The organism is Gilliamella sp. App4-10, assembly GCF_001690495.1.
Lineage (GTDB): Bacteria > Pseudomonadota > Gammaproteobacteria > Enterobacterales > Orbaceae > Gilliamella > Gilliamella apicola_G.
The window spans coordinates 386,276-405,326 of sequence record NZ_LZGS01000035.1 but is presented as its reverse complement, the minus strand read 5'-3'; the positions used below and the strand labels follow the sequence as shown (position 1 = coordinate 405,326).

At 33.9% G+C, this 19,051-nt stretch carries 16 protein-coding genes and 1 riboswitch; of the genes, 5 read left to right on the top strand and 11 right to left on the bottom strand.

All coding sequences use genetic code 11. The features are described 5' to 3' along the window. Positions 1-29: 29 nt before the first annotated feature. A complete protein-coding gene (mltA, locus tag A9G23_RS06885; protein ID WP_065586891.1) occupies positions 30-1,118 on the bottom strand; it encodes a murein transglycosylase A in 1,089 nt (362 codons plus the stop codon). Between the two features lie 199 nt (positions 1,119-1,317). Here mltA and cycA point away from each other — a divergent pair, with 199 nt between their 5' ends. Continuing rightward, positions 1,318-2,691 carry a D-serine/D-alanine/glycine transporter gene (gene cycA, locus A9G23_RS06880; RefSeq protein ID WP_065586890.1) on the top strand — a complete coding sequence of 458 codons (1,374 nt, stop codon included), beginning with the start codon at positions 1,318-1,320 and terminating at the stop codon, positions 2,689-2,691. A gap of 48 nt (positions 2,692-2,739) precedes the next feature. Here cycA and A9G23_RS06875 read toward each other — a convergent pair whose 3' ends face one another. Continuing rightward, entirely contained in the window at positions 2,740-3,765 is a 1,026-nt protein-coding gene (locus tag A9G23_RS06875; protein WP_065586889.1) for a TerC/Alx family metal homeostasis membrane protein, read from the bottom strand. A 184-nt stretch (positions 3,766-3,949) separates the two neighbouring features. Between A9G23_RS06875 and dacB the strand changes: the two genes are divergently transcribed. Continuing rightward, positions 3,950-5,386, top strand: coding sequence for a serine-type D-Ala-D-Ala carboxypeptidase (gene dacB / locus A9G23_RS06870; RefSeq protein WP_065586888.1), 1,437 nt, complete (start codon positions 3,950-3,952; stop codon positions 5,384-5,386). Positions 5,387-5,460: 74 nt separating this feature from the next. Here the strand turns inward: dacB and A9G23_RS06865 are convergent, their stop codons facing one another. Together A9G23_RS06865 and A9G23_RS06860 are read right to left on the bottom strand one after the other, a co-directional pair. Next, positions 5,461-7,296 carry an ABC transporter ATP-binding protein gene (locus A9G23_RS06865; RefSeq protein ID WP_065586887.1) on the bottom strand — a complete coding sequence of 612 codons (1,836 nt, stop codon included), beginning with the start codon at positions 7,294-7,296 and terminating at the stop codon, positions 5,461-5,463. Positions 7,297-7,550: 254 nt separating this feature from the next. Continuing rightward, positions 7,551-8,240, bottom strand: a complete 690-nt coding sequence (locus tag A9G23_RS06860; RefSeq protein WP_065586886.1) for a LexA family transcriptional regulator — start codon at positions 8,238-8,240, stop codon at positions 7,551-7,553. A gap of 620 nt (positions 8,241-8,860) precedes the next feature. On the opposite strand from A9G23_RS06860, the gene tatA reads away from it, so the two are divergent. Continuing rightward, positions 8,861-9,040 carry a Sec-independent protein translocase subunit TatA gene (gene tatA, locus A9G23_RS11235; protein ID WP_218058810.1) on the top strand — a complete coding sequence of 60 codons (180 nt, stop codon included), beginning with the start codon at positions 8,861-8,863 and terminating at the stop codon, positions 9,038-9,040. A gap of 14 nt (positions 9,041-9,054) precedes the next feature. Next, a complete protein-coding gene (locus A9G23_RS06855; protein WP_065586885.1) occupies positions 9,055-10,239 on the top strand; it encodes an FAD-dependent monooxygenase in 1,185 nt (394 codons plus the stop codon). 1 nt (position 10,240) lies between these two features. Here the strand turns inward: A9G23_RS06855 and A9G23_RS06850 are convergent, their stop codons facing one another. The 4 genes from A9G23_RS06850 to raiA all read right to left on the bottom strand — a co-directional run bounded on the left by A9G23_RS06850 (position 10,241) and on the right by raiA (position 14,166). Continuing rightward, complete coding sequence (locus A9G23_RS06850; RefSeq protein WP_065586884.1) at positions 10,241-11,464, bottom strand: MFS transporter; 1,224 nt, start codon at positions 11,462-11,464, stop codon at positions 10,241-10,243. A 68-nt stretch (positions 11,465-11,532) separates the two neighbouring features. Next, positions 11,533-12,582 (bottom strand): A/G-specific adenine glycosylase, encoded by a 1,050-nt coding sequence (mutY, locus tag A9G23_RS06845; RefSeq protein WP_065586883.1) that lies wholly within the window; start codon positions 12,580-12,582, stop codon positions 11,533-11,535. Beyond that, positions 12,582-13,733 (bottom strand): bifunctional chorismate mutase/prephenate dehydratase, encoded by a 1,152-nt coding sequence (gene pheA / locus A9G23_RS06840; protein WP_065586882.1) that lies wholly within the window; start codon positions 13,731-13,733, stop codon positions 12,582-12,584. Before pheA ends, mutY begins: the two co-directional genes overlap by 1 nt. Before the next feature lie 100 nt (positions 13,734-13,833). Further along, entirely contained in the window at positions 13,834-14,166 is a 333-nt protein-coding gene (gene raiA, locus A9G23_RS06835; protein ID WP_065586881.1) for a ribosome-associated translation inhibitor RaiA, read from the bottom strand. 241 nt (positions 14,167-14,407) lie between these two features. Between raiA and trmJ the strand changes: the two genes are divergently transcribed. After that, the gene (trmJ, locus tag A9G23_RS06830; protein ID WP_065586880.1) at positions 14,408-15,169 is read left to right on the top strand and encodes a tRNA (cytosine(32)/uridine(32)-2'-O)-methyltransferase TrmJ; all 762 of its coding nucleotides are present in this window, start codon (positions 14,408-14,410) and stop codon (positions 15,167-15,169) included. Positions 15,170-15,271: 102 nt separating this feature from the next. On the opposite strand, the gene cysS is transcribed toward trmJ, so the two are convergent. The 3 genes from cysS to lysC all read right to left on the bottom strand — a co-directional run bounded on the left by cysS (position 15,272) and on the right by lysC (position 18,737). Beyond that, a complete protein-coding gene (gene cysS, locus A9G23_RS06825) occupies positions 15,272-16,666 on the bottom strand; it encodes a cysteine--tRNA ligase (RefSeq protein WP_065586879.1) in 1,395 nt (464 codons plus the stop codon). Positions 16,667-16,841: 175 nt separating this feature from the next. Further along, positions 16,842-17,087, bottom strand: coding sequence for a GlsB/YeaQ/YmgE family stress response membrane protein (locus A9G23_RS06820; protein WP_065586878.1), 246 nt, complete (start codon positions 17,085-17,087; stop codon positions 16,842-16,844). 285 nt (positions 17,088-17,372) lie between these two features. Next, positions 17,373-18,737, bottom strand: a complete 1,365-nt coding sequence (gene lysC, locus A9G23_RS06815; protein WP_065586877.1) for a lysine-sensitive aspartokinase 3 — start codon at positions 18,735-18,737, stop codon at positions 17,373-17,375. A 75-nt stretch (positions 18,738-18,812) separates the two neighbouring features. Next, positions 18,813-18,986, bottom strand: a riboswitch (Lysine riboswitch). Positions 18,987-19,051 lie beyond the last annotated feature (65 nt).

The following is a 19,051-nucleotide window of genomic DNA, read 5'->3' as shown; positions in this document are numbered from 1 at the left end:
ATTCTTTTAATTGCGTCGATGTTAGTCGTTTAAGGTTTTATCACCCATGCACGTCCATAGTGGTTATAGTAACCTGCTAATTTACCTGGTTCATCACCAACTCCTAGATAAAGGTCAAAATGTTGTCCTTTAATTGCTCCTCCTACATCAAGCGCAACCATTAAACGATTTTCTCGTCTACCACGATATTGCCCATCGTTATCAAGTAGAGGAACATCAACTAATACCACAGAACCAATTGGTACTATTGATTTATCAGATGCGATAGATGCATTGGCAACTAAAGGTACCTCAGCTGCTCCTCTTACTTCAGCGTTATATTGAGGTTTGAAAAAAACAAATGAGGGGTTTTGAATTAATAATTCTTTAAGTTCCTTTTCACTTTTATTTTTAGCCCAATCTTTAATAGCTTGTATCGATATTTTTTCTTTTTCGATTTCACCTTGCTCTACTAATAAACGTCCAATACTTGAATAGCTATGGCCATTTTTACCACCATAGCAGAAGAACACTAAAGGCGAATCATCTTCAAAATCAATATAAGCACTACCTTGTACTTCCATAATGAAGTTATCCATTAAAGAATTACTGTATGCTATTTCAAGACCTTTATCTTCAAGTGTACCATTATAAATTTGCTCACGATTTGGTAGTGGCTCTTCTATATTATTGGGCATTTTATAAATAGGATATTTAAATTCTGCGGTTGCTTGATGTCTTGCTTTGATTATCGGGGTGTAATAACCAGTCAAATGTACATTTCCATACCCATCTTGCCCAGACATTTCATAGCTATTAAGTCCAACTTTATTAAACTCATCTGTCCGCAAAGAACGATTAATCCAATCATCGATGGCTTTATAAATATGTTCATTTTTACGATACAAAGATGGTGATGATGATTTGATTTTGGCAATTTGAGTGATGTAGTTTGAAATATTAACCGGAATAGTTAATTGAGGGTAGCTTACATTAAGTGGTAAAAAAAGGTTTCCATCTTTATATTGTTGACCTTGTTTGATTGGTTTATTTGAATGGTTTTGGCTACTAGTTAAGAGGGATAAAATAAATAAAGTACATAAAACATAAAAACTATAATAGTGTTTTTTTTCTTTCATCTTGGTAAATAATTATAATTAAATTAAGTAATATAGTTATTTATGCTACACAATTCTATTATAAGAAACTACCAATAATTATGATGTAACCATAAAAATTTTTCATAAAGATTCAGCTTGCGATTTAACGTTAGAGACTTTATAGTCCTAAATTAAAAGAAATATTGGAACATTTTGAAAACTAAGGGTAATAAAAGCGATGAGCATTATATCCTCAAAGCATGATTTAAAGCGCAACCTTTCTAACCGTCATATTCAATTAATTGCAATCAGTGGAGCAATCGGTACTGGCTTATTTATGGGCTCGGGAAAGACAATTAGTCTTGCTGGGCCTTCTATTATTTTTGTGTATATGATTATTGGTTTTATCCTATTTTTTGTTATGCGTGCGATGGGGGAAATCCTTCTTTCTAATTTAAAGTACAAATCTTTTAGTGATTTTGCCAACGATCTGTTAGGCCCGTGGGCTGGTTTTTTTACTGGTTGGACTTATTGGTTTTGTTGGGTGATTACAGGAATTGCCGATGTTATTGCAATTGCTGGATATGCTCAACATTGGTTTCCTGAGCTACAATCTTGGATACCTATGTTATTGACGGTTGTATTACTATTGACCTTAAATCTATTGACAGTAAAAATGTTTGGTGAGACTGAGTTTTGGTTCTCAATGATTAAGATTATTGCGATTCTAGCACTAATAGGTATTGGACTCATACTTATTTTAACTGATTTCTATTCCGAACAAACTAATACCACAGCAGCGTTTTCGAATCTATGGAAATACGGCGGTTTTTTCCCCCATGGTACAATGGGATTTTTTGCTGGCTTTCAAATTGCTATTTTTGCTTTTGTGGGGATTGAATTAGTTGGTACAACGGCTGCAGAAACCGTCGATCCGAATAAAAATTTACCTCGTGCTATTAACTCTGTACCAGCGCGTATTATTTTTTTCTATGTTTTTGCTTTAATTATTATTATGAGTGTAACTCCATGGACGTTAATTTCTCCAAATAAAAGCCCGTTTGTTGAGTTATTTACTTTAATTGGTTTACCTGCTGCTGCAGGTGTTATTAATTTTGTAGTACTAACTTCAGCAGCATCTTCAGCCAATAGTGGTATTTACTCCACAAGCAGAATGCTATTTGGACTTGCTAAAAAGCAAGATGCGCCTGAGCCTTTTGGGAAATTATCAAGTCGTTCAGTACCGGCTAATGGGTTGCTATTTTCGTGCACTTGTTTATTGGGGGGAGTTGTTTTGATTTACTTGATACCTAATGTCATGGTGGCCTTTACTATAGTAACCACAATTTCGGCTATTTTATTTATGTTTATTTGGTCGATGATTCTTATTTCTTATATTGCTTATCGTCGTAAAAAAGTAACCTTGCATGAACAATCTCAATTTAAAATGCCTGGTGGGCTTTTGATGTGCGGCGTCTGTTTAGTTTTTTTTGCTTTTATGATCGTGTTACTCACTTTCGAGGCTGATACTCGCCAAGCATTAGTGGCAACACCTATTTGGTTTGTTATTTTAGGTGTAAGTTATTATATTCGATCCTTAAAACGTCAATAAATCTAAATTCAAACTGGCAGGGGGTACCTGCCAATATCATTATTACAATTATTGATATTTTTTAGTTCCTGGCCAGATGATACTGGCAATAATCCCTAAAGCTAGTATGCCTAAAACGACATAAAGACTTGTGCTTGGATCTATATCAATACCATATCCAAATAGATGGTTACTTGCATTTAAAGCTAATTTTCCGGCAATAAAAAAGAGCAAACAAATAACCGCTTTACCTAAGTGGACTAAATACTGTTTCATAGCTTGTAAAATAAAGTACATCGTTCTAAGACCTAAAATGGCAAAGATCATCGAGCTATAAACAATTAACGGTTCTTGGCTGACAGCAATCACCGCAGGAACTGAATCAAAGGCAAACATAACGTCACTTAGTTCAATTACAGCAATACATAAAAACAGTGGCGTTGCATAAAAAATACTTTTAGGTATTGTGCCAACTAAATTGCTGTTTTCAGGTTTTTTAAGCTCTGTATCAAGTTGTTTTTGTGTCAATAAAAAGTGATGACCGACAATTTTGGGGTAAGATGGGAAAATACGTTTGGCGATGCGAAAAGCAAAGTGATGTGAGTAATCTTTAATGTCTTGGTCATTATCTTGATTTTTAATCATTATTATTCCTGTGCCTGCAACTAATATTGAAAATATTAATTCCATCCAAGGACCTAAATATAATAAACCTGTACCTATTGCTACAAATATGGCGCGAAATATAATAGCTCCAATAACCCCCCAATAAAGTAAGCGATGACGATAATTATTTGGTACTGCAAACCACGAAAAAATAGCCATAATCACAAACAAATTATCGACCGATAATGCTTTTTCAAGGACATAACCTGTAACAAATAAGCTAGCTATAGCACTACCGTGATGAAGATACAAATATAGTGCAAATCCCAATGCCATCATTATCCAAAATAGTGACCAAAGGATGGCATTGTTTAAACTGATAGGTTTATCGTTATGGTGAGCATATAAATCAATAATAATTGCTGCTAAGGCTAATCCAACAAAGACCAAAACGGTTTCTATTGGGAAACCTAATGAATTTTGAATCATAATTTTACTACCTAGTATTAAAAGTTATATGGAGTTAATTTTGATTTTTAGTTATGTTGAATTTTTCAATAGAACATAATTATAAAAGTGGTTGAGTATATATTGCTAGTCAAATCAAAAAAAGTTATATTTGCATGTCCTCGTTAACTATTTTTATTTCACGATATATTTTGAGCCAATTTTCATGACAAAATTCCGGGTAATTGTTTTCTTGCTTTTTCCTTTTTTTTCAGGATTATTAAAGGCACAACCAGTAGAACCTTATATATCTTTTTTACCTAAAGGAAGTGATTTATCCATTTTAGTTCAATCTGTAGGAAGTAATCCTAAGACATTAGCAAAATATAAAAGTGAGCTTTTTAAACAACCAGCAAGTACTCAAAAAGTGATCACCGCTTTAGCCGCTGAACTGGAACTAGGCAGTGATTTCCGATTTATAACGCGCATACAAACTAACGGTTCAATAAGGAATAAATGGTTAAATGGTGATCTTATTATTCAATTAAGCGGCGATCCTACTTTTACTGGTGATCGATTAAAAAGCATGATTGCAACACTGCGTCAAAAAGGTATCGAAAAAATTTCAGGAAATGTGATTTTGGATACTTCAATATTTACAAGTCATGATAAAGCAGAGGGGTGGTCGTGGAATAATTTAACAGCTTGTTACAATGCTCCACCATCCGCAGCGATTATTGATGATAATTGTTTCTATACAATATTGACGCCAGGTAAAATAGGGGAGAAAGCCTCCATTTCTAAGTCATCAAATATTCCTGTTATGGTGACAGGAGATGTGAAAACTATCGCAAAAAATAGTAACGATTTTAATGATAAGTATTGTGAATTAGATGTTAGCTATTCAGATAAAAATCGTTATCATTTATCAGGATGTATTTCTGCAAGTTTGGATAAAATGCCGTTAAAATTTGCGGTAATTGATGGTGTAGAATATTTTTCTACGATTTTAAAAAATCAGCTCAAACAGCAAAAACTAACTTATACAGGCTTACTTTTAGAACGTAATCATAAAACTAATACTCAGTTGACTTTATTAGCTTCTAGCCAATCAGCACCGCTTTCTGAACTGTTAGCTGTGATGCTTAAAAAATCAAATAATTTATATGCAGACGCCATTTTTAGAACTTTAGGAGCTCACTATTATAATGTTCCGGGTACATGGCGTAATGGTGGTGATGCTATTAAGCAAATTTTGCGCAAAAAAGCAGGTATTAATCTTGAGAACTTAGTTATTGCTGATGGTTCTGGATTATCACGATTAAACTTGATGAGCGCTGACAAATTAATGGAAATTTTACAATACATTGCCGCCCATAATACACAATTAAGGATTATTGAAATGTTACCAATTGCTGGAGTTGATGGTACGTTGCAAAATCGTAAGAGTTTTAATCAAGTACCTTTTAAAGAAACAATACGAGCCAAAACAGGTTATATTCAAGGATGCTATAATTTAGCTGGATTTATCCAAAAGTTTGATGGTAGATATTTGGCTTTTGTGCAGTTAATATCGGGTTACCACGCCGATAGACAAGATGAGCCCAAAAATAGTGCAATTATGCGATTTGAATCAGAATTTTATAAAAATTTCATTAATTAATAAGCTAAAAGACACATAAGTTTACATGAAAATGAAATATGTGTCCTGATTTATTGCCAGTAAAATGTATTAAATTAAATATTATTTCCTAAGAATCCACCGCTTTGATGTTTCCAAAGTTGTGCGTATAATCCATTTTTCTTAAGTAATTCTTGGTGTGTTCCTTGCTCTATGATTTTACCATGATCAAGTACAACCAACCTATCCATTGCTGCAATAGTTGATAACCGGTGAGCAATAGCTATAACGGTTTTTCCTTCCATTAAAGAGTATAGGCTTTCTTGAATAGCTTGCTCTATTTCAGAATCCAGAGCACTTGTTGCTTCGTCTAATAATAAAATAGGGGCATTTTTAAGAATGACGCGAGCAATTGCAATACGCTGTCTTTGTCCGCCAGATAATTTTATACCTCGCTCACCAACAAATGCGTCATATCCAGTTCGACCTCTTGTATCAACAAGCGTTTGAATAAAGTTATCAGCATGTGCCTTTTGGGCTGCTTCAATCATTTGTTCTTCGGTCGCTTGATTGTTACCATAGAGCAAGTTTTCTCGTACTGTTCGATGCAATAATGAAGTATCTTGTGTCACCATACCTATTTGAGCTCGCAGGCTTTCTTGACTAACAGTGGTAATATCTTGACCATCAATAACAATTTTGCCACTTTGTAAATCGTAAAAGCGAAGTAATAAATTGATAAGTGTTGATTTACCTGCCCCAGAACGACCAACTAATCCGATTTTTTCACCTGACTTAATTGTTAAATCTAAATTTTCAATGACTGAATGATGCTGCTTTTTGTCATATGTGAAATGAATATGTTTAAATTCGATTTTTCCTTGAGTAACATTAAGCGATGTCGCATTGGGTTGATCAACAACCGTTTTAGTTGCAGAAAATGTATTAATACCATCTTTAACAACCCCAATATTTTCAAATAGTGCGGTCATTTCCCACATGATCCAATGTGAAAAACCATTTAAACGAAGTGCAACAGCCGTTGTTGTTGCAATTGCGCCTACACCAATTAGTTGATCCGTCCATAACCATAGTGCAACGCCTGTGGTGCTTAGTACTAATGAAATAGATAATAAGTGATTAACAATTTCAAAACTGCTCACTAAGCGCATTTGTTTATTAACCGTAACTAAAAACTCATCCATTGATTCTTGAGCATATTTTGCCTCATTGCCTGCATGAGAAAATAGTTTTACTGTCATAATATTAGTATAGGCATCGGTTACTCGTCCTGTCATTGTAGAACGAGCATCAGCCTGCATACTAGCGACTTTACTTAAGCGAGGAATAAAATAATACATGGCAATACCATAAATTAGACACCAGCTCATAAATGGAATTAATAACCAAAGATCTAATTTTCCGATGATTGTTGCCATAGTAATAAATGAAATTAGGACATAGATGAAAATATCCGCCACTAAAAAGCAAGTATCACGAACTGCTAGTGCCGTTTGCATGACTTTTGTTGATATTCTTCCTGCAAATTCATCTTGAAAAAAGCGCATGCTTTGATTGAGTACTAATCGATGTAGGTTCCAACGCATTCGCATTGGAAAATTCCCTGCTAGGCATTGGTGTTTAATAATCGTTTGTAGTCCAATAATAATTGTACTTGATAAGATGATTAAGGCTAACATTACTAATGTTGTTTTTTCTTGTTGCCAAAATTTGTTAGGTTCAACAATCGCAAGCCAATCAATAACTTTACCAAGGGCAGCATATAAAAAGGCTTCAAAAGCCCCACCTAATGCGCTAAGAATAATTAATAATAGTAGAAATAAACGAGTCCCTTTTGTTGATTGCCATATAAAACTAAAAAAGTTTTTAGCCATAGGTTGAGGTTCATCTTTGGGATAGGATGACACCAATTTTTCGAAGAATTGATACATATTTAGACCTAATTAATAATAAGGTTTTTTTTTGATTATATTGTCAATGATATAGAAAAATAGGATGAGTGCAAATAGCTATAAATTATTTTTACACTCAAATTTTATATGAAATTTAAATAAGCATTAATTGGTTATATACTTGTTATTGCTAAATTTATAAATATCAAAGAAGTTAGTGAGGAAATAAAATTTTTCATATTTCCCCATTCTTTGATTATATCTTGAAAGTCAATATATAGCTATTAAGGACATTAAAAAATATCTTTAATAATAAGTACAACTCGACCAACAATATGATATTTATGAAAGTCTATCTTGGATACTTCAATAGTAGAATGCTGGCTATTATTACAAATTAACAACCATCCATTGAGTGTTAAACGTATTTTTCTTAAAAAAGTAATATCATCATATTCAATTAGATAGATTGCGCCATCAACAATATCATTTATTTCAGTGTTAAGAATTAGTCCGTTATTGTTTTCAATTTCTGGCGACATTAAATCACCTTTGGCCCAATAAATGATTAATTTTTTAGCATCTAAACCTCGATGCTTGACCCAACCTTCAATAATAGGATAATTCATCACAGGAGGGGTTTCTCTAACAAAACGTTCTTTTTGTGCTTCTTCTTTTGTAGGTAACTGTTTTTTATAAACAGGAATACGATATATATTTTCATTATAGACATCTTCATCGTTTTTAGGATCTAAAACTTCTAATTTATGTCCAGTGGCAAGCCAATTAAAAGAAACATTACATTTTTCTGCAATGACTTCTAAACGTGTGAGTGATGGGTATGTTTTACCCGATAAATAATCCCTGATTACTGTTTCTGACATATCACATTTTTTAGCGAAGGCAGAAACAGATAAACCTTGCATTGAGCTGTATAATCTATCTTTGAAAGTCTTAACATTATTATTTTTGATTGAATTCATCTTTGACTCTTTATTTCTTGCATAAGTTTATTAATTATAGTGAATTTTTTTTAAATTTTGTATATCTATAAGTCGTGGAAAATCAAATAAATTTCTTTTAATTTTTGTTTTAGTGTCCTTTTTGATTTTATATTTGCGCATCTTTCCCTTCTGTTTCATTTTTTTTCGCGCTTTCTGCTGAGTTTTAAAAAATGATTGCTTTGTGTTTTTTCTGTTTGATTGCTTGTTTTTCTGTCAACTGTGTTTGTTTATTCTATTTATTAAGTTTTTTTTAAATTAAATTTGACATTAATCAATTATGTTTCAGGTATCGAATATTTGATTATCATTATGTTTTTATTGTATTTATTGTTTTTGTTTATATAATAACCCAATAAATAACCACAAACAAAAGCGTTGACTAAAGCGAAAAAAAATGGATAATAAGCGTTGTAAGGATTTTTCATTGTTTTCTTTCCTTATATTCCTTATATTTCATGTTGGCCCGTGTAGTTTTATACGGGTCTTTTTTTTATTGAACTATTCATGAAATCCCTCCAAAAGAGTATAATGAACATTTTAAAAGGAATTGTTTTAAAGCCTATCCTAAAATAGGGCGTTATATTTATTGAGAGGATTTGATTATGTCTTTTAGTATTCCACATCTTTTAGTGTTTCTTGTAGTGGTTATTTTATTATTTGGCACTAAAAAATTGCGTAATTTAGGTTCGGATCTCGGTACTGCATTAAAAGGTTTTAAAAAAGCGATGAGTGATGACGAAGTTGAATCAAAAAATGATAATAAATTAGATAATAAATAGTTGTACTTATTGATATGAATATTCAATTTGATGTGGCAATTGTGGGAGGGGGGTTAGTTGGTTTAGCAACTGCTTGCGCACTTAGCCAATATGCTCTAAACATTGCGATTATAGATTCTAAAATTCATCAGTCTGAATCCTTTCCTCATGCTGAAATTGGCATTAGAGCCTCTGCTATTAATGGTGCTAGCCAGCGATACTTTTCGCAAATTGGCATATGGGATGATTTATTCAATAGCAATAGAGTGCAGGAATTTACCGAAATAGGTGTATGGGAAAAAAATGGTCAAGCTCATTTATCAGCCCACGCTAAAGATTATAGCTATCCAAATCTAGGTTATATTATTGAAAATAATGTCATTTCTCATTATCTTTACCAATATGCTTTAAACTGTTCCAATATTAATATTTTTAGTTGCGAAGCCATTGATTGTACATTTAATGATGACTTTGCCTTTTTGACGCTTGCTGATAAAACTGTTTTACAATCTAAATTAATGATAGGTGCTGATGGTGCTCATTCTTGGGTGCGTAGATGCAAAAATATTTCTGTTTTTGAGCGCGATTATATTCATCATGCTGTTATTACCACTGTTGAAACCGAGTATCCACATCGATTTTGTGCTAGACAAGTGTTTTATCCTGATGGGATTATCGCTTTTCTTCCTCTTTGGGATGAATATAAAAGTTGCTTAGTTTGGTCGACTAAACCAGATAATGCAGAAACTTTAACTGCGCTTTGTGAATCTGAATTTTCAAATGAATTATTAGCATTAACGGGTGATAAGGTGGGCAAATGCAAATTAATTAATCCGCGCATGGTCTTTCCATTAAAAGCGCGTTTTGCAAAACAATTTGTTAAACATCGCTTAGTACTTATCGGTGATGCTGCACACACTATTCATCCTTTAGCTGGGCAAGGTGTGAATTTAGGTTTTCAAGACTCCGCTTTATTAGTTTCGATCATTAAACAATTAATTGATACACAAAAAGATATTGGACTTGTAAATAATTTAAAGTCATTTGAATTTAACCGTCGTAAAGATACGTTAGTTATGTTAACTGCCATGCGGACTATTCAAGATATGTTTAATGGTGATAATGTGCTGAAAAAGACATTAAGAACCATTGGTATGAATGCAATTAATCACAGTTCACTATTAAAAAAACAATTGATCAAATACGCTATGCATATTTGATCTAAGTTGACATTTTATTACTGTGATTTTTGTCAAAAAGTTTCTGATAGGAATGCGTTTTAGTATAAAAAAACCAGCAAATGATACCTAATATTGCCAAAGACGTGCTTGCAATGATTATTGCTATCCATCCGTAATGACTAAATAAATAGGTCGAACCCGCAGATCCTAGCATTCCGCCAATAAAATAACATACCATATAACCTGTATTCATTCGGCTGCGTGCTTCGGGCCTAATTTGATAAATGGCATTCATATTTGAGACGTGGGTCACTTGTACGGCAAAATCTAATAAAATCACGCCGATAATTAAGGTGTAAATTGAATATTGAGCTAACGAGAGCGGCAACCAAGATAACAGTAATAAGCATAACCCTATGGTGGTTGCAATAAAACCTTTTCCTTTGTCTGACAATTTTCCCACTATTGGAGATCCCATTGCACCAGCCACACCAGCAAGTCCAAATAAACCAATAATAAAATCAGAATAGTGGTATGGAGCATTAGTTAACAAAAAGGCAAGCGGTGTCCATAATAGTGAAAATAGTGCAAATGATATAATAGCTAATAGTGAACGAATCCTAAGCGTTGGTTCTTGTTTATATAATGAAGCAATCGACCATAACAACTTAAAATAATTAATGTTAATATCGCTATGGTAACTAGGTAGAGAAATCCAGAGTAATAGCGTCACAATGGTCATGATACCTGTTGCAATCCAATACACGTCATGCCAATCAGCAATTGTTGAAATGGCGCCAGCAAAGGTTCTACCTAATAAAATACCCAGTAACATACCACTCATTAACGTGCCTACAATTTTACCACGATGCTCTGGTTTTGATAGCGTGGCAGCAAAAGGAATTAAAACTTGAGCCACCGTTGAAAATAGCCCTGTCATAGCCGTGCCTATTATAAGCATCCCTATATTTTGAGATAATGCGCTTACCATAAGTCCACAAGTGGATAATATCATTAAAATAATAATCAGCCTTTTACGCTCCAATTTATCGCCAAGTGGAGCGATAAAAAGTAAGCCAACAGCATAACTAAATTGGGCTGCCATAATGATTGATCCTGCATTTTCTACTTTTATATGTAGATCATGTGTAATCGAGTGTAATAGCGGCTGAGCATAATAATTGCTGGCAATAGTAATACCAATAGCAAATGCCATTAAAAAGACTAAGTAGCTAGATAAATTTTGATGTGGTTTGCTTTGCATAACTGAATATCGTTAAAAATAATCGGTAATTATATACGAAAAATAACCTAGATACTGATAAAGAAGCGTTAGTAAGTCGTTTGTTTTAATAAGTTATAAATAGGCGTTGCTAGTCCTATTTTGGCATTGTCGGATTTAAGGTTATACCAATAGCCACAAGATCCATCCAAATAGTTTTTATATTTAGTGATAACACAATGAATAGGAATAATATCTAAGTGAAAATGGCTAAATGTATGGCGAAAGGCAATGAGTTGCTTTGGTTTGGTTGTTTCAATTCCGTATTTTTTTAACCAGTCAGTTAACGCTTGTTTACTTGAAAACTGAGGTAAACAATATAGCCCTCCCCAAATGCCAGACGCAGGTCTTTTTTCAAGCCAAATAGTTTGGTTATATTCAAGCATTAAAAAATAGGCTATTTTTTCAGGAATAGTATTTTTAGGTTTTTTGGTTGGATATTGTTGCCAACTTTCAGTTTTATAGGCAAGGCAATGATTATTTAAAGGGCATAAAGCGCACTTAGGTTTAGAGCGAGTACAAACCATTGCTCCAATATCCATCATGGCTTGATTAAATTTTGCAACATCATTTTTTGGTGTAACTTGCTCACTCAATTGCCAGAGCCTATTTTCAACAGTTTTAATACCAGGCCAGCCTTCAACTGCAAAATATCGGGTTAAAACACGTTTTACATTGCCATCTAAAATGGGATAATGCTGATTTTGTGAAAGTGATAAAATTGCCCCAGCAGTTGAACGTCCTACGCCAGGTAGTGCCATGACATCGTCAAATTGTGTTGGGAATTTACCATTAAACTTTTCAGCAATCATTTGGGCTGCTTTATGTAAGTTACGTGCTCTTGCATAATAGCCAAGACCAGTCCAAAGATGCAATACATCATTTATTGAAGCTTTTGCTAGGTCAGTTACCTTGGGAAATTGTTCAATAAAACGGTTAAAGTAAGGGATAACAGTTGCAACTTGAGTTTGTTGCAACATGACTTCTGATAACCAAACATGATAAGGGCTTTTTTCGATTTGCCAAGGTAGCGATTTTCTACCGTACTGTTCATACCAGTTAAGTACCGCTTGTGAAAAATGTTGTATTGTTATAGTCATTACATTACCGCAACAATTGAATCACTTGGATAGCATCCGAGCACCTTAGTATATAGCGTCATTGATGCTAGTTCTTTGAGTGCTGTTTGCATTTCATAAGAATGGATGTTGCCTTGCAAATCAATATAAAACATTTCTTCCCATGGTGTACCATGAATTGGACGCGACTCAAGTTTAGTCATGACGATATTCTGATTGCGTAATACTAATAGGGCATCCACTAAAGCACCTGCTTGTTGACCTGTCTTCATTAAAATTGTGGTTTTAGCTGGAATTTGATCCGAAACATCGATCGGCTGGCGTGCCAGTACAATAAAACGCGTAATATTTTCTTTTTGATTAGCAAAGTTATGTTCAAGGACTTGCAGTCCATATAATTCTCCCCCATCTTTATTGCCCATTGCTGCAACATTAGGTTGATTCAATTTAACAACAGCTTCCATTGCTGATGAAGTACTGTCGCAATATACAATTTTCCAATGAGAGTAATTTTCTAGGAAGTTGCTACATTGTTGGAATGGCTGTGGATGGCTATAAATAGTATTAATTTGCTCAAGTTGCGAATTTGGTATAGCAAGAACGCAATGATCGATAGGTAAAGAAAGTTCTCCGATAATGTGCAAATTGGTTTTTTGCAATAAATCGTAAACCTCGTTAATAGAACCAGAGCTAGAATTTTCTATTGGTAAAATGCCATAATCTACAGCTCCATTTTCTACTTGTGTAAAAATATCTTTAAAGGTTGAACAGCCCAATTCAATCATTTCATCTAAGTGAGTGCTAGCATAGCGGCGAGCAGCAGAATGTGAATAAGACCCTTTGGGACCTAAAAAGGCAACTTTGGCAGTGACAATGGTGCCGTGATTAAGTTTTTCTTGTAAGATTTTTTGTTGTAATAGTACAGAATCTTCGATAACTAATTGATATAAGCGTTTAATGAATACTTCATCAAGATGATAGTTTTTGCCTTGATTGATTAAAGTTTTTATCAGTGAACGCTCACGCTCCATATCGCGCACCGGAATGTTTGCATCAATTTTAGTATGAATGACTTGTGTTGAGAGTCTGCGACGTTCAGCAATAAGTTCTAACAACTTTTTATCTAGCTCATTAATCTTATCTCGTAAAGGTAATAAAGGGTTTGCAGTCATTTTTATTAGATATTTAAAAAAAGATGGCTTGTATTATAACAAGCCAAAAAATAAAGGCACCATCAAAGTATCTTTTTATTAAATCTAGATAATAGATTAATTAGATTTCTTCTTTTAATACTGCGTCTTTTATGCTGTTAGTCGCACGACGAGCTTCGTCTTTATGTTGCAGTTTATTGAGTTGTTTTTCAAGTTTATCAATAAGATCATTAATAGCCGCATACATATCAATATGTTTAGCAGAGGCAACTAATGGCGTTCCTTTGGTGGCAATTGTTGCATCAACAATAAATCCATCTGGTTCTTTGGATAAAATAAAATGAGGGTTGATTAGCTGTGCCCTCCATTTATCTAACTTTGAAAACTTATCCTCTAGATAGCTACGAATTGCAGGAGTAATATCCATTTGTTTACTGGTAATACTTAAAGCCATAGTTGACCTCCGCTTTTTTATCGATAAATCTAACATTTTTAAATGTTGTTATTACTACATTGGCAAATTATTTTATTCTCGTCAATAAGATATTTATTTTATTATTGATCACATTTTCGTGAATTTAATTTAAAAATAGATTCTATTAATTAGCTATTGCATAACAGTGGGGATGAAACTGATTTTACTATATACTGTATCAATAAATATTTAGTTTATTCTACGTTATAAGATATTTTCAATGAATGAGGATAATGTGAGTTATTTAGATAATGTAAAAATTGTTTTGGTTGAAACATCTCATACAGGTAATATGGGATCTGCTGCAAGAGCAATGAAAACTATGGGATTAACGAATCTTTGTTTAGTTAATCCAGTCATCAAGCCTGATTCTCAATCGATTTCATTAGCGGCAGGTGCGAGTGATATTATTAAAAATGCGCAAATTTTTTCGTCACTTGAACACGCCATTGCTGATTGTACTTTAGTAATTGGCACTAGTGCCCGCTCTCGTAGTTTGCAATGGCCACACTTAACCCCAAAAACATGTGGTGATAAGATTATTCAAGAAGCAACTAATACCTATGCCAAAGTTGCTTTGGTGTTTGGGCGTGAACGTGTTGGTTTAACGAATGAAGAATTGCAAAAGTGCCATTATCATGTTGGCATTCCTGCTAATCCTGATTATAGTTCTTTAAACCTTGCCATGTCGGTGCAAGTTTTGTGTTATGAAATTCGTATGTCAATGTTAAATATTGAAAATAACATATCAGAGCAAAAAAATGCGAATCTGTCCGAAACTGAATTTCCTATTGATGCAGATATAGAGCGTTTTTACCAACATTTAGAACAGACTTTGTTAAAAACAGGCTTTATTAATGCCAATCACCCTGGGCAAATTATGGGGCGTTTGCGACGATTGTTTACTCGCGCACGTATTGAACAACAGGAACTGAATATTTTACGTGGTATTTTAACTTCGATTGATAAAACGTTACGATGATCACAAATAGAAACACCCACAGAATTGTGGGTGTTATTTTTCTAATTGACACTGCTTAGTGTGTTATTTTATTTATTCATCAAAATTTTTATTTTGAGAATATTAATTTTTTTTGCGCCATGTTGTTCCATTCGCACCATCTTCAAGCACAATATTCATTGCATTTAATTTGTCGCGAGCTTCGTCGGCCTGTGCCCAATTTTTACTTACTCTAGCTTCGTTGCGTTGTTTTATTAATGCCTCAACTAATGCAACATCAACATCATCTCGCTGATCTCCTTGTAAAAATTTAATGGGATCTTGTTCTAATAATCCTAGTACAGCGGATAAATAACGCAATTCAGCAGCTAATTCATTAGCAAGGGACATATTATTATCAGCTTTGGCTTTATTAATTTCACGAGCTAAATCAAAAAGAGTTGAATAAGCTTCTGGCGTATTAAAGTCATCATCCATTGCATCACAAAATTGGCGATAATAATTGCTGTCAGGCGTTACTACGTGTGGATAAGTTGGATCAGTGTCTCGTAGGGCTGTATAGAGTCTCTCTAGTGCTATTCTCGCTTGTTTTAAATTTTCTTCGCTATAATTGAGTTGGCTACGATAATGACCTGATAGTAAAAAGTAACGCACTGTTTCGGCATCATAATGTTTTAATACATCGCGAATTGTGAAAAAATTATTGAGTGATTTTGACATTTTTTCTTGGTCTATCATAACCATGCCGGAATGCATCCAATAATTGACATATTGACCATCATGCGCACAGGTTGATTGGGCAATTTCATTTTCATGATGTGGAAACATTAAATCAGAACCACCACCATGAATATCGAAGTGATTACCTAACTGATAACTATTCATCGCCGAACATTCAATGTGCCAACCTGGGCGACCTTTACCCCATGGCGAATCCCAACTTGGTTCATTCGGTTTTGACATTTTCCATAACACAAAATCCATTGGATTACGTTTAACATCAACTACATCAACACGCGCACCAGCGTGTAGCTGTTCTAAATTTTGTCTCGATAAAATACCATAATTTGGATCACTGTCTACTGAAAACATCACATCGCCATTATCGGCAATATAGGCATGATTTTTGGCAATTAATTCTTCCACTAATTGGATGATTTGTGGCATGTGATGAGTAGCACGTGGTTCTATATCAGGTCGTTTTATATTAAGTGCATCAAAATCTGCATACATTTCTTGGAGCATTCGATCGGTAAGTTGAACACAACTTTCACCATTTTCGAGTGAACGTTTGATGATCTTGTCATCAACATCAGTAATATTACGCACATAAGTTAAATCATAACCTAAAAAACGTAAATAACGTGTGATAACATCAAATGCAACAAAAGTACGCCCGTGACCAATATGGCAAAGGTCGTAAATGGTAACTCCACATACGTATAACCCAACTTTATTAGGGGTAATAGGATGAAATGTTTCTTTCTCGCGGGTTAATGTGTTGAATATTTTTAACATTATAATCTACAGGTTAAAATTGATGGATTTTGTTAAATAATATAACAAAAATCTGGATATGACGAAATTACTTATTACTAACTTTGAACTAAAAAAGGTGATATATCTAAGAGTATAATAATCAAAAAATAGTTAAATTGGCGGGAGAAACCCGCCAATTTAATAAAAAAATAATTTATTTTTTTATATGGCGATAGATATAAATGAGTATAATCGAACCAAGAACTGAAATTAACAAACTAGGGAAGTTAAATCCTGTCACACTACCCCAACCAAAGAAGGTGCTAATATAGCCACCCACTAAAGCTCCTGCAATGCCTAATAAAATAGTTTTAATGACACCTACACTTCCTAGTGGCATAAAAAACTTGGCAATCCAGCCGGCAATCAATCCTAGAATTATCCAACTTATAATACCCATGATAATTTCCCCTTGTTATTGAAATTAATTTTAGTTTACTTAAATTAATTAAAAAATCTAACAGAAGTTGATGTTCAATGTAATAGTTTTAATCGATTAATTAAGATTAATAAAAGATATTCAAAATATATTAATAATTATTATAATAGTAGATAAATGATTTAGTCTAAAGATTAATTTTATGAATACAATCGGTAAAAGGTAAATGATAGTTTATTTTACAGTTTTTTCTTATATTAACATATGTTCAAGTGAATAAGGGAGTTCTGATCTCCCTTTTTAATATTATTGTTCAAAAATGGTTTTATGTAGAATTTTAATAATTGATTCTGCATCATTGCTTTTTGCTAATAGGCAAAGATTATGAGTACTTGCCCCATAACAGCAAAGTCTAATAATAAAATCATCTAATACACCAAACACTTCATTGGCGATACCTTTAGTTGAAGTTAGGTTATTACCAATAATAGCAATTAGCGCTAAATCTTCCTCAATATCAACATGGCAAACAGTTGATAGTTCATCAAATAATTCTCTTGTCAATAAACTGTTACCGTTGGTGTTAGTACCTGTTGTATCGATGGTTAATGCGATACTGACTTCTGATGTTGTGACTAAATCAACCGAAATATTATGTTTGGCTAATATCGTAAACACATTTGCAAGAAAGCCTTGCGCATGCAGCATATTTAAACTGGTCAGCGTTAGCAATGTTTGTTTGCGGCGTAATGCTAAAGCTCTGAATACTGGTAATTTAGATGTAATGCTGTTAGTGCTGTAAACGATTGTTCCCCCATCTTGGGGCGCTTTACTTGAACCAACAAAAACAGGAATATTACTTCGTACAGCTGGGACTAGTGTTGCTGGGTGTAGTACCTTCGCGCCAAACGTTGCCATTTCGGTTGCCTCAGCAAAAGATATTTCATCAATGCGTTTAGCCGCAGGGGTAATGCGCGGATCGTTAGTATAAATCCCTGCAACATCAGTCCAAATGTCAATTTGAGTGGCATTCAATGCTTCACCTAATAAAGCGGCTGTATAGTCGCTTCCCCCACGCCCCAAAGTAGTGGTTTTGCCCGAACTTTCACAACCAATAAATCCTTGCGTGACAATGATGCAACTATTATTTAGTGATTTTAAATGGGCACAACACAGCTGTTTAATATCTTCAATTTTAGGTGTTGCTTTACCAAAGTTATTATCGGTGCGCATAACTTTCCGTATATCAAACCACATGGCATTTTTTTGTTTTTCTTTTAATAACTCGACAAACAGTTTTGAAGACATAATTTCGCCGTAACTAACAAGCTCATCAGTTAATGCTGGTGATGTTGCTAAACTTGCGGCTTCAGACAAAGAGGCTATATTAGCAATGATTTTGTCAATTTCAGTTCGTAGTTCGGGATTTTCAGGTAATTGTTCTAAGATGTTGTATTGGATTGATTGGATTTTGGCAATATGTTGAGTTCGAACATCGGCATCACGTCCTTCTGCTAATGCGACTAGTAAATTTGTTACGCCAGCAGATGCCGATAGTACCACAACTTTTACGTTAGGATTAGCTATTACAATATTGGCACTATTTACCATTGAAGGATAATCGGCAACACTAGTACCACCAAATTTAGCAATTACAAATGATGTTTCCATAAATTCCTCATATTAAAAATTTTTTATTTTTAACAGAGTTAGAGCGGGTGTGTCCTATTTACAATTAAAAAATACAGACCATGAAGCGCTCCACCTGTTAAGGTGACAACCCAAGGGATTCAGCCCTTGCAGTCGATTTGATCGCTTCTGGATTGGCAATCAAACCTCGGCATTACATCCCCTCGATCATTTATTCGTGGTTCCAGTCCCTACAATGATTTACCTGAGTAATGCGCCTCTTCGTTTTTGCAACTTCAGTTACGAAATCAGCGTTATATAGGATTAACGATTTTATTAATTGTGTCAATAGTTTA

What these genes read in the sequence shown, in the direction of transcription:
- lysC (WP_065586877.1), bottom strand. Translation starts at nt 18,737, where the DNA reads ATGGAAACATCATTTGTAATTGCTAAATTTGGTGGTACTAGTGTTGCC.
- raiA (WP_065586881.1), bottom strand. Translation starts at nt 14,166, where the DNA reads ATGGCTTTAAGTATTACCAGTAAACAAATGGATATTACTCCTGCAATT.
- mutY (WP_065586883.1), bottom strand. Translation starts at nt 12,582, where the DNA reads ATGACTATAACAATACAACATTTTTCACAAGCGGTACTTAACTGGTAT.
- cysS (WP_065586879.1), bottom strand. Translation starts at nt 16,666, where the DNA reads ATGTTAAAAATATTCAACACATTAACCCGCGAGAAAGAAACATTTCAT.
- cycA (WP_065586890.1), top strand. Translation starts at nt 1,318, where the DNA reads ATGAGCATTATATCCTCAAAGCATGATTTAAAGCGCAACCTTTCTAAC.
- mltA (WP_065586891.1), bottom strand. Translation starts at nt 1,118, where the DNA reads ATGAAAGAAAAAAAACACTATTATAGTTTTTATGTTTTATGTACTTTA.
- A9G23_RS06875 (WP_065586889.1), bottom strand. Translation starts at nt 3,765, where the DNA reads ATGATTCAAAATTCATTAGGTTTCCCAATAGAAACCGTTTTGGTCTTT.
- dacB (WP_065586888.1), top strand. Translation starts at nt 3,950, where the DNA reads ATGACAAAATTCCGGGTAATTGTTTTCTTGCTTTTTCCTTTTTTTTCA.
- A9G23_RS06860 (WP_065586886.1), bottom strand. Translation starts at nt 8,240, where the DNA reads ATGAATTCAATCAAAAATAATAATGTTAAGACTTTCAAAGATAGATTA.
- pheA (WP_065586882.1), bottom strand. Translation starts at nt 13,733, where the DNA reads ATGACTGCAAACCCTTTATTACCTTTACGAGATAAGATTAATGAGCTA.
- A9G23_RS06865 (WP_065586887.1), bottom strand. Translation starts at nt 7,296, where the DNA reads ATGTATCAATTCTTCGAAAAATTGGTGTCATCCTATCCCAAAGATGAA.
- A9G23_RS06820 (WP_065586878.1), bottom strand. Translation starts at nt 17,087, where the DNA reads ATGGGTATTATAAGTTGGATAATTCTAGGATTGATTGCCGGCTGGATT.
- trmJ (WP_065586880.1), top strand. Translation starts at nt 14,408, where the DNA reads ATGAATGAGGATAATGTGAGTTATTTAGATAATGTAAAAATTGTTTTG.
- A9G23_RS06855 (WP_065586885.1), top strand. Translation starts at nt 9,055, where the DNA reads ATGAATATTCAATTTGATGTGGCAATTGTGGGAGGGGGGTTAGTTGGT.
- A9G23_RS06850 (WP_065586884.1), bottom strand. Translation starts at nt 11,464, where the DNA reads ATGCAAAGCAAACCACATCAAAATTTATCTAGCTACTTAGTCTTTTTA.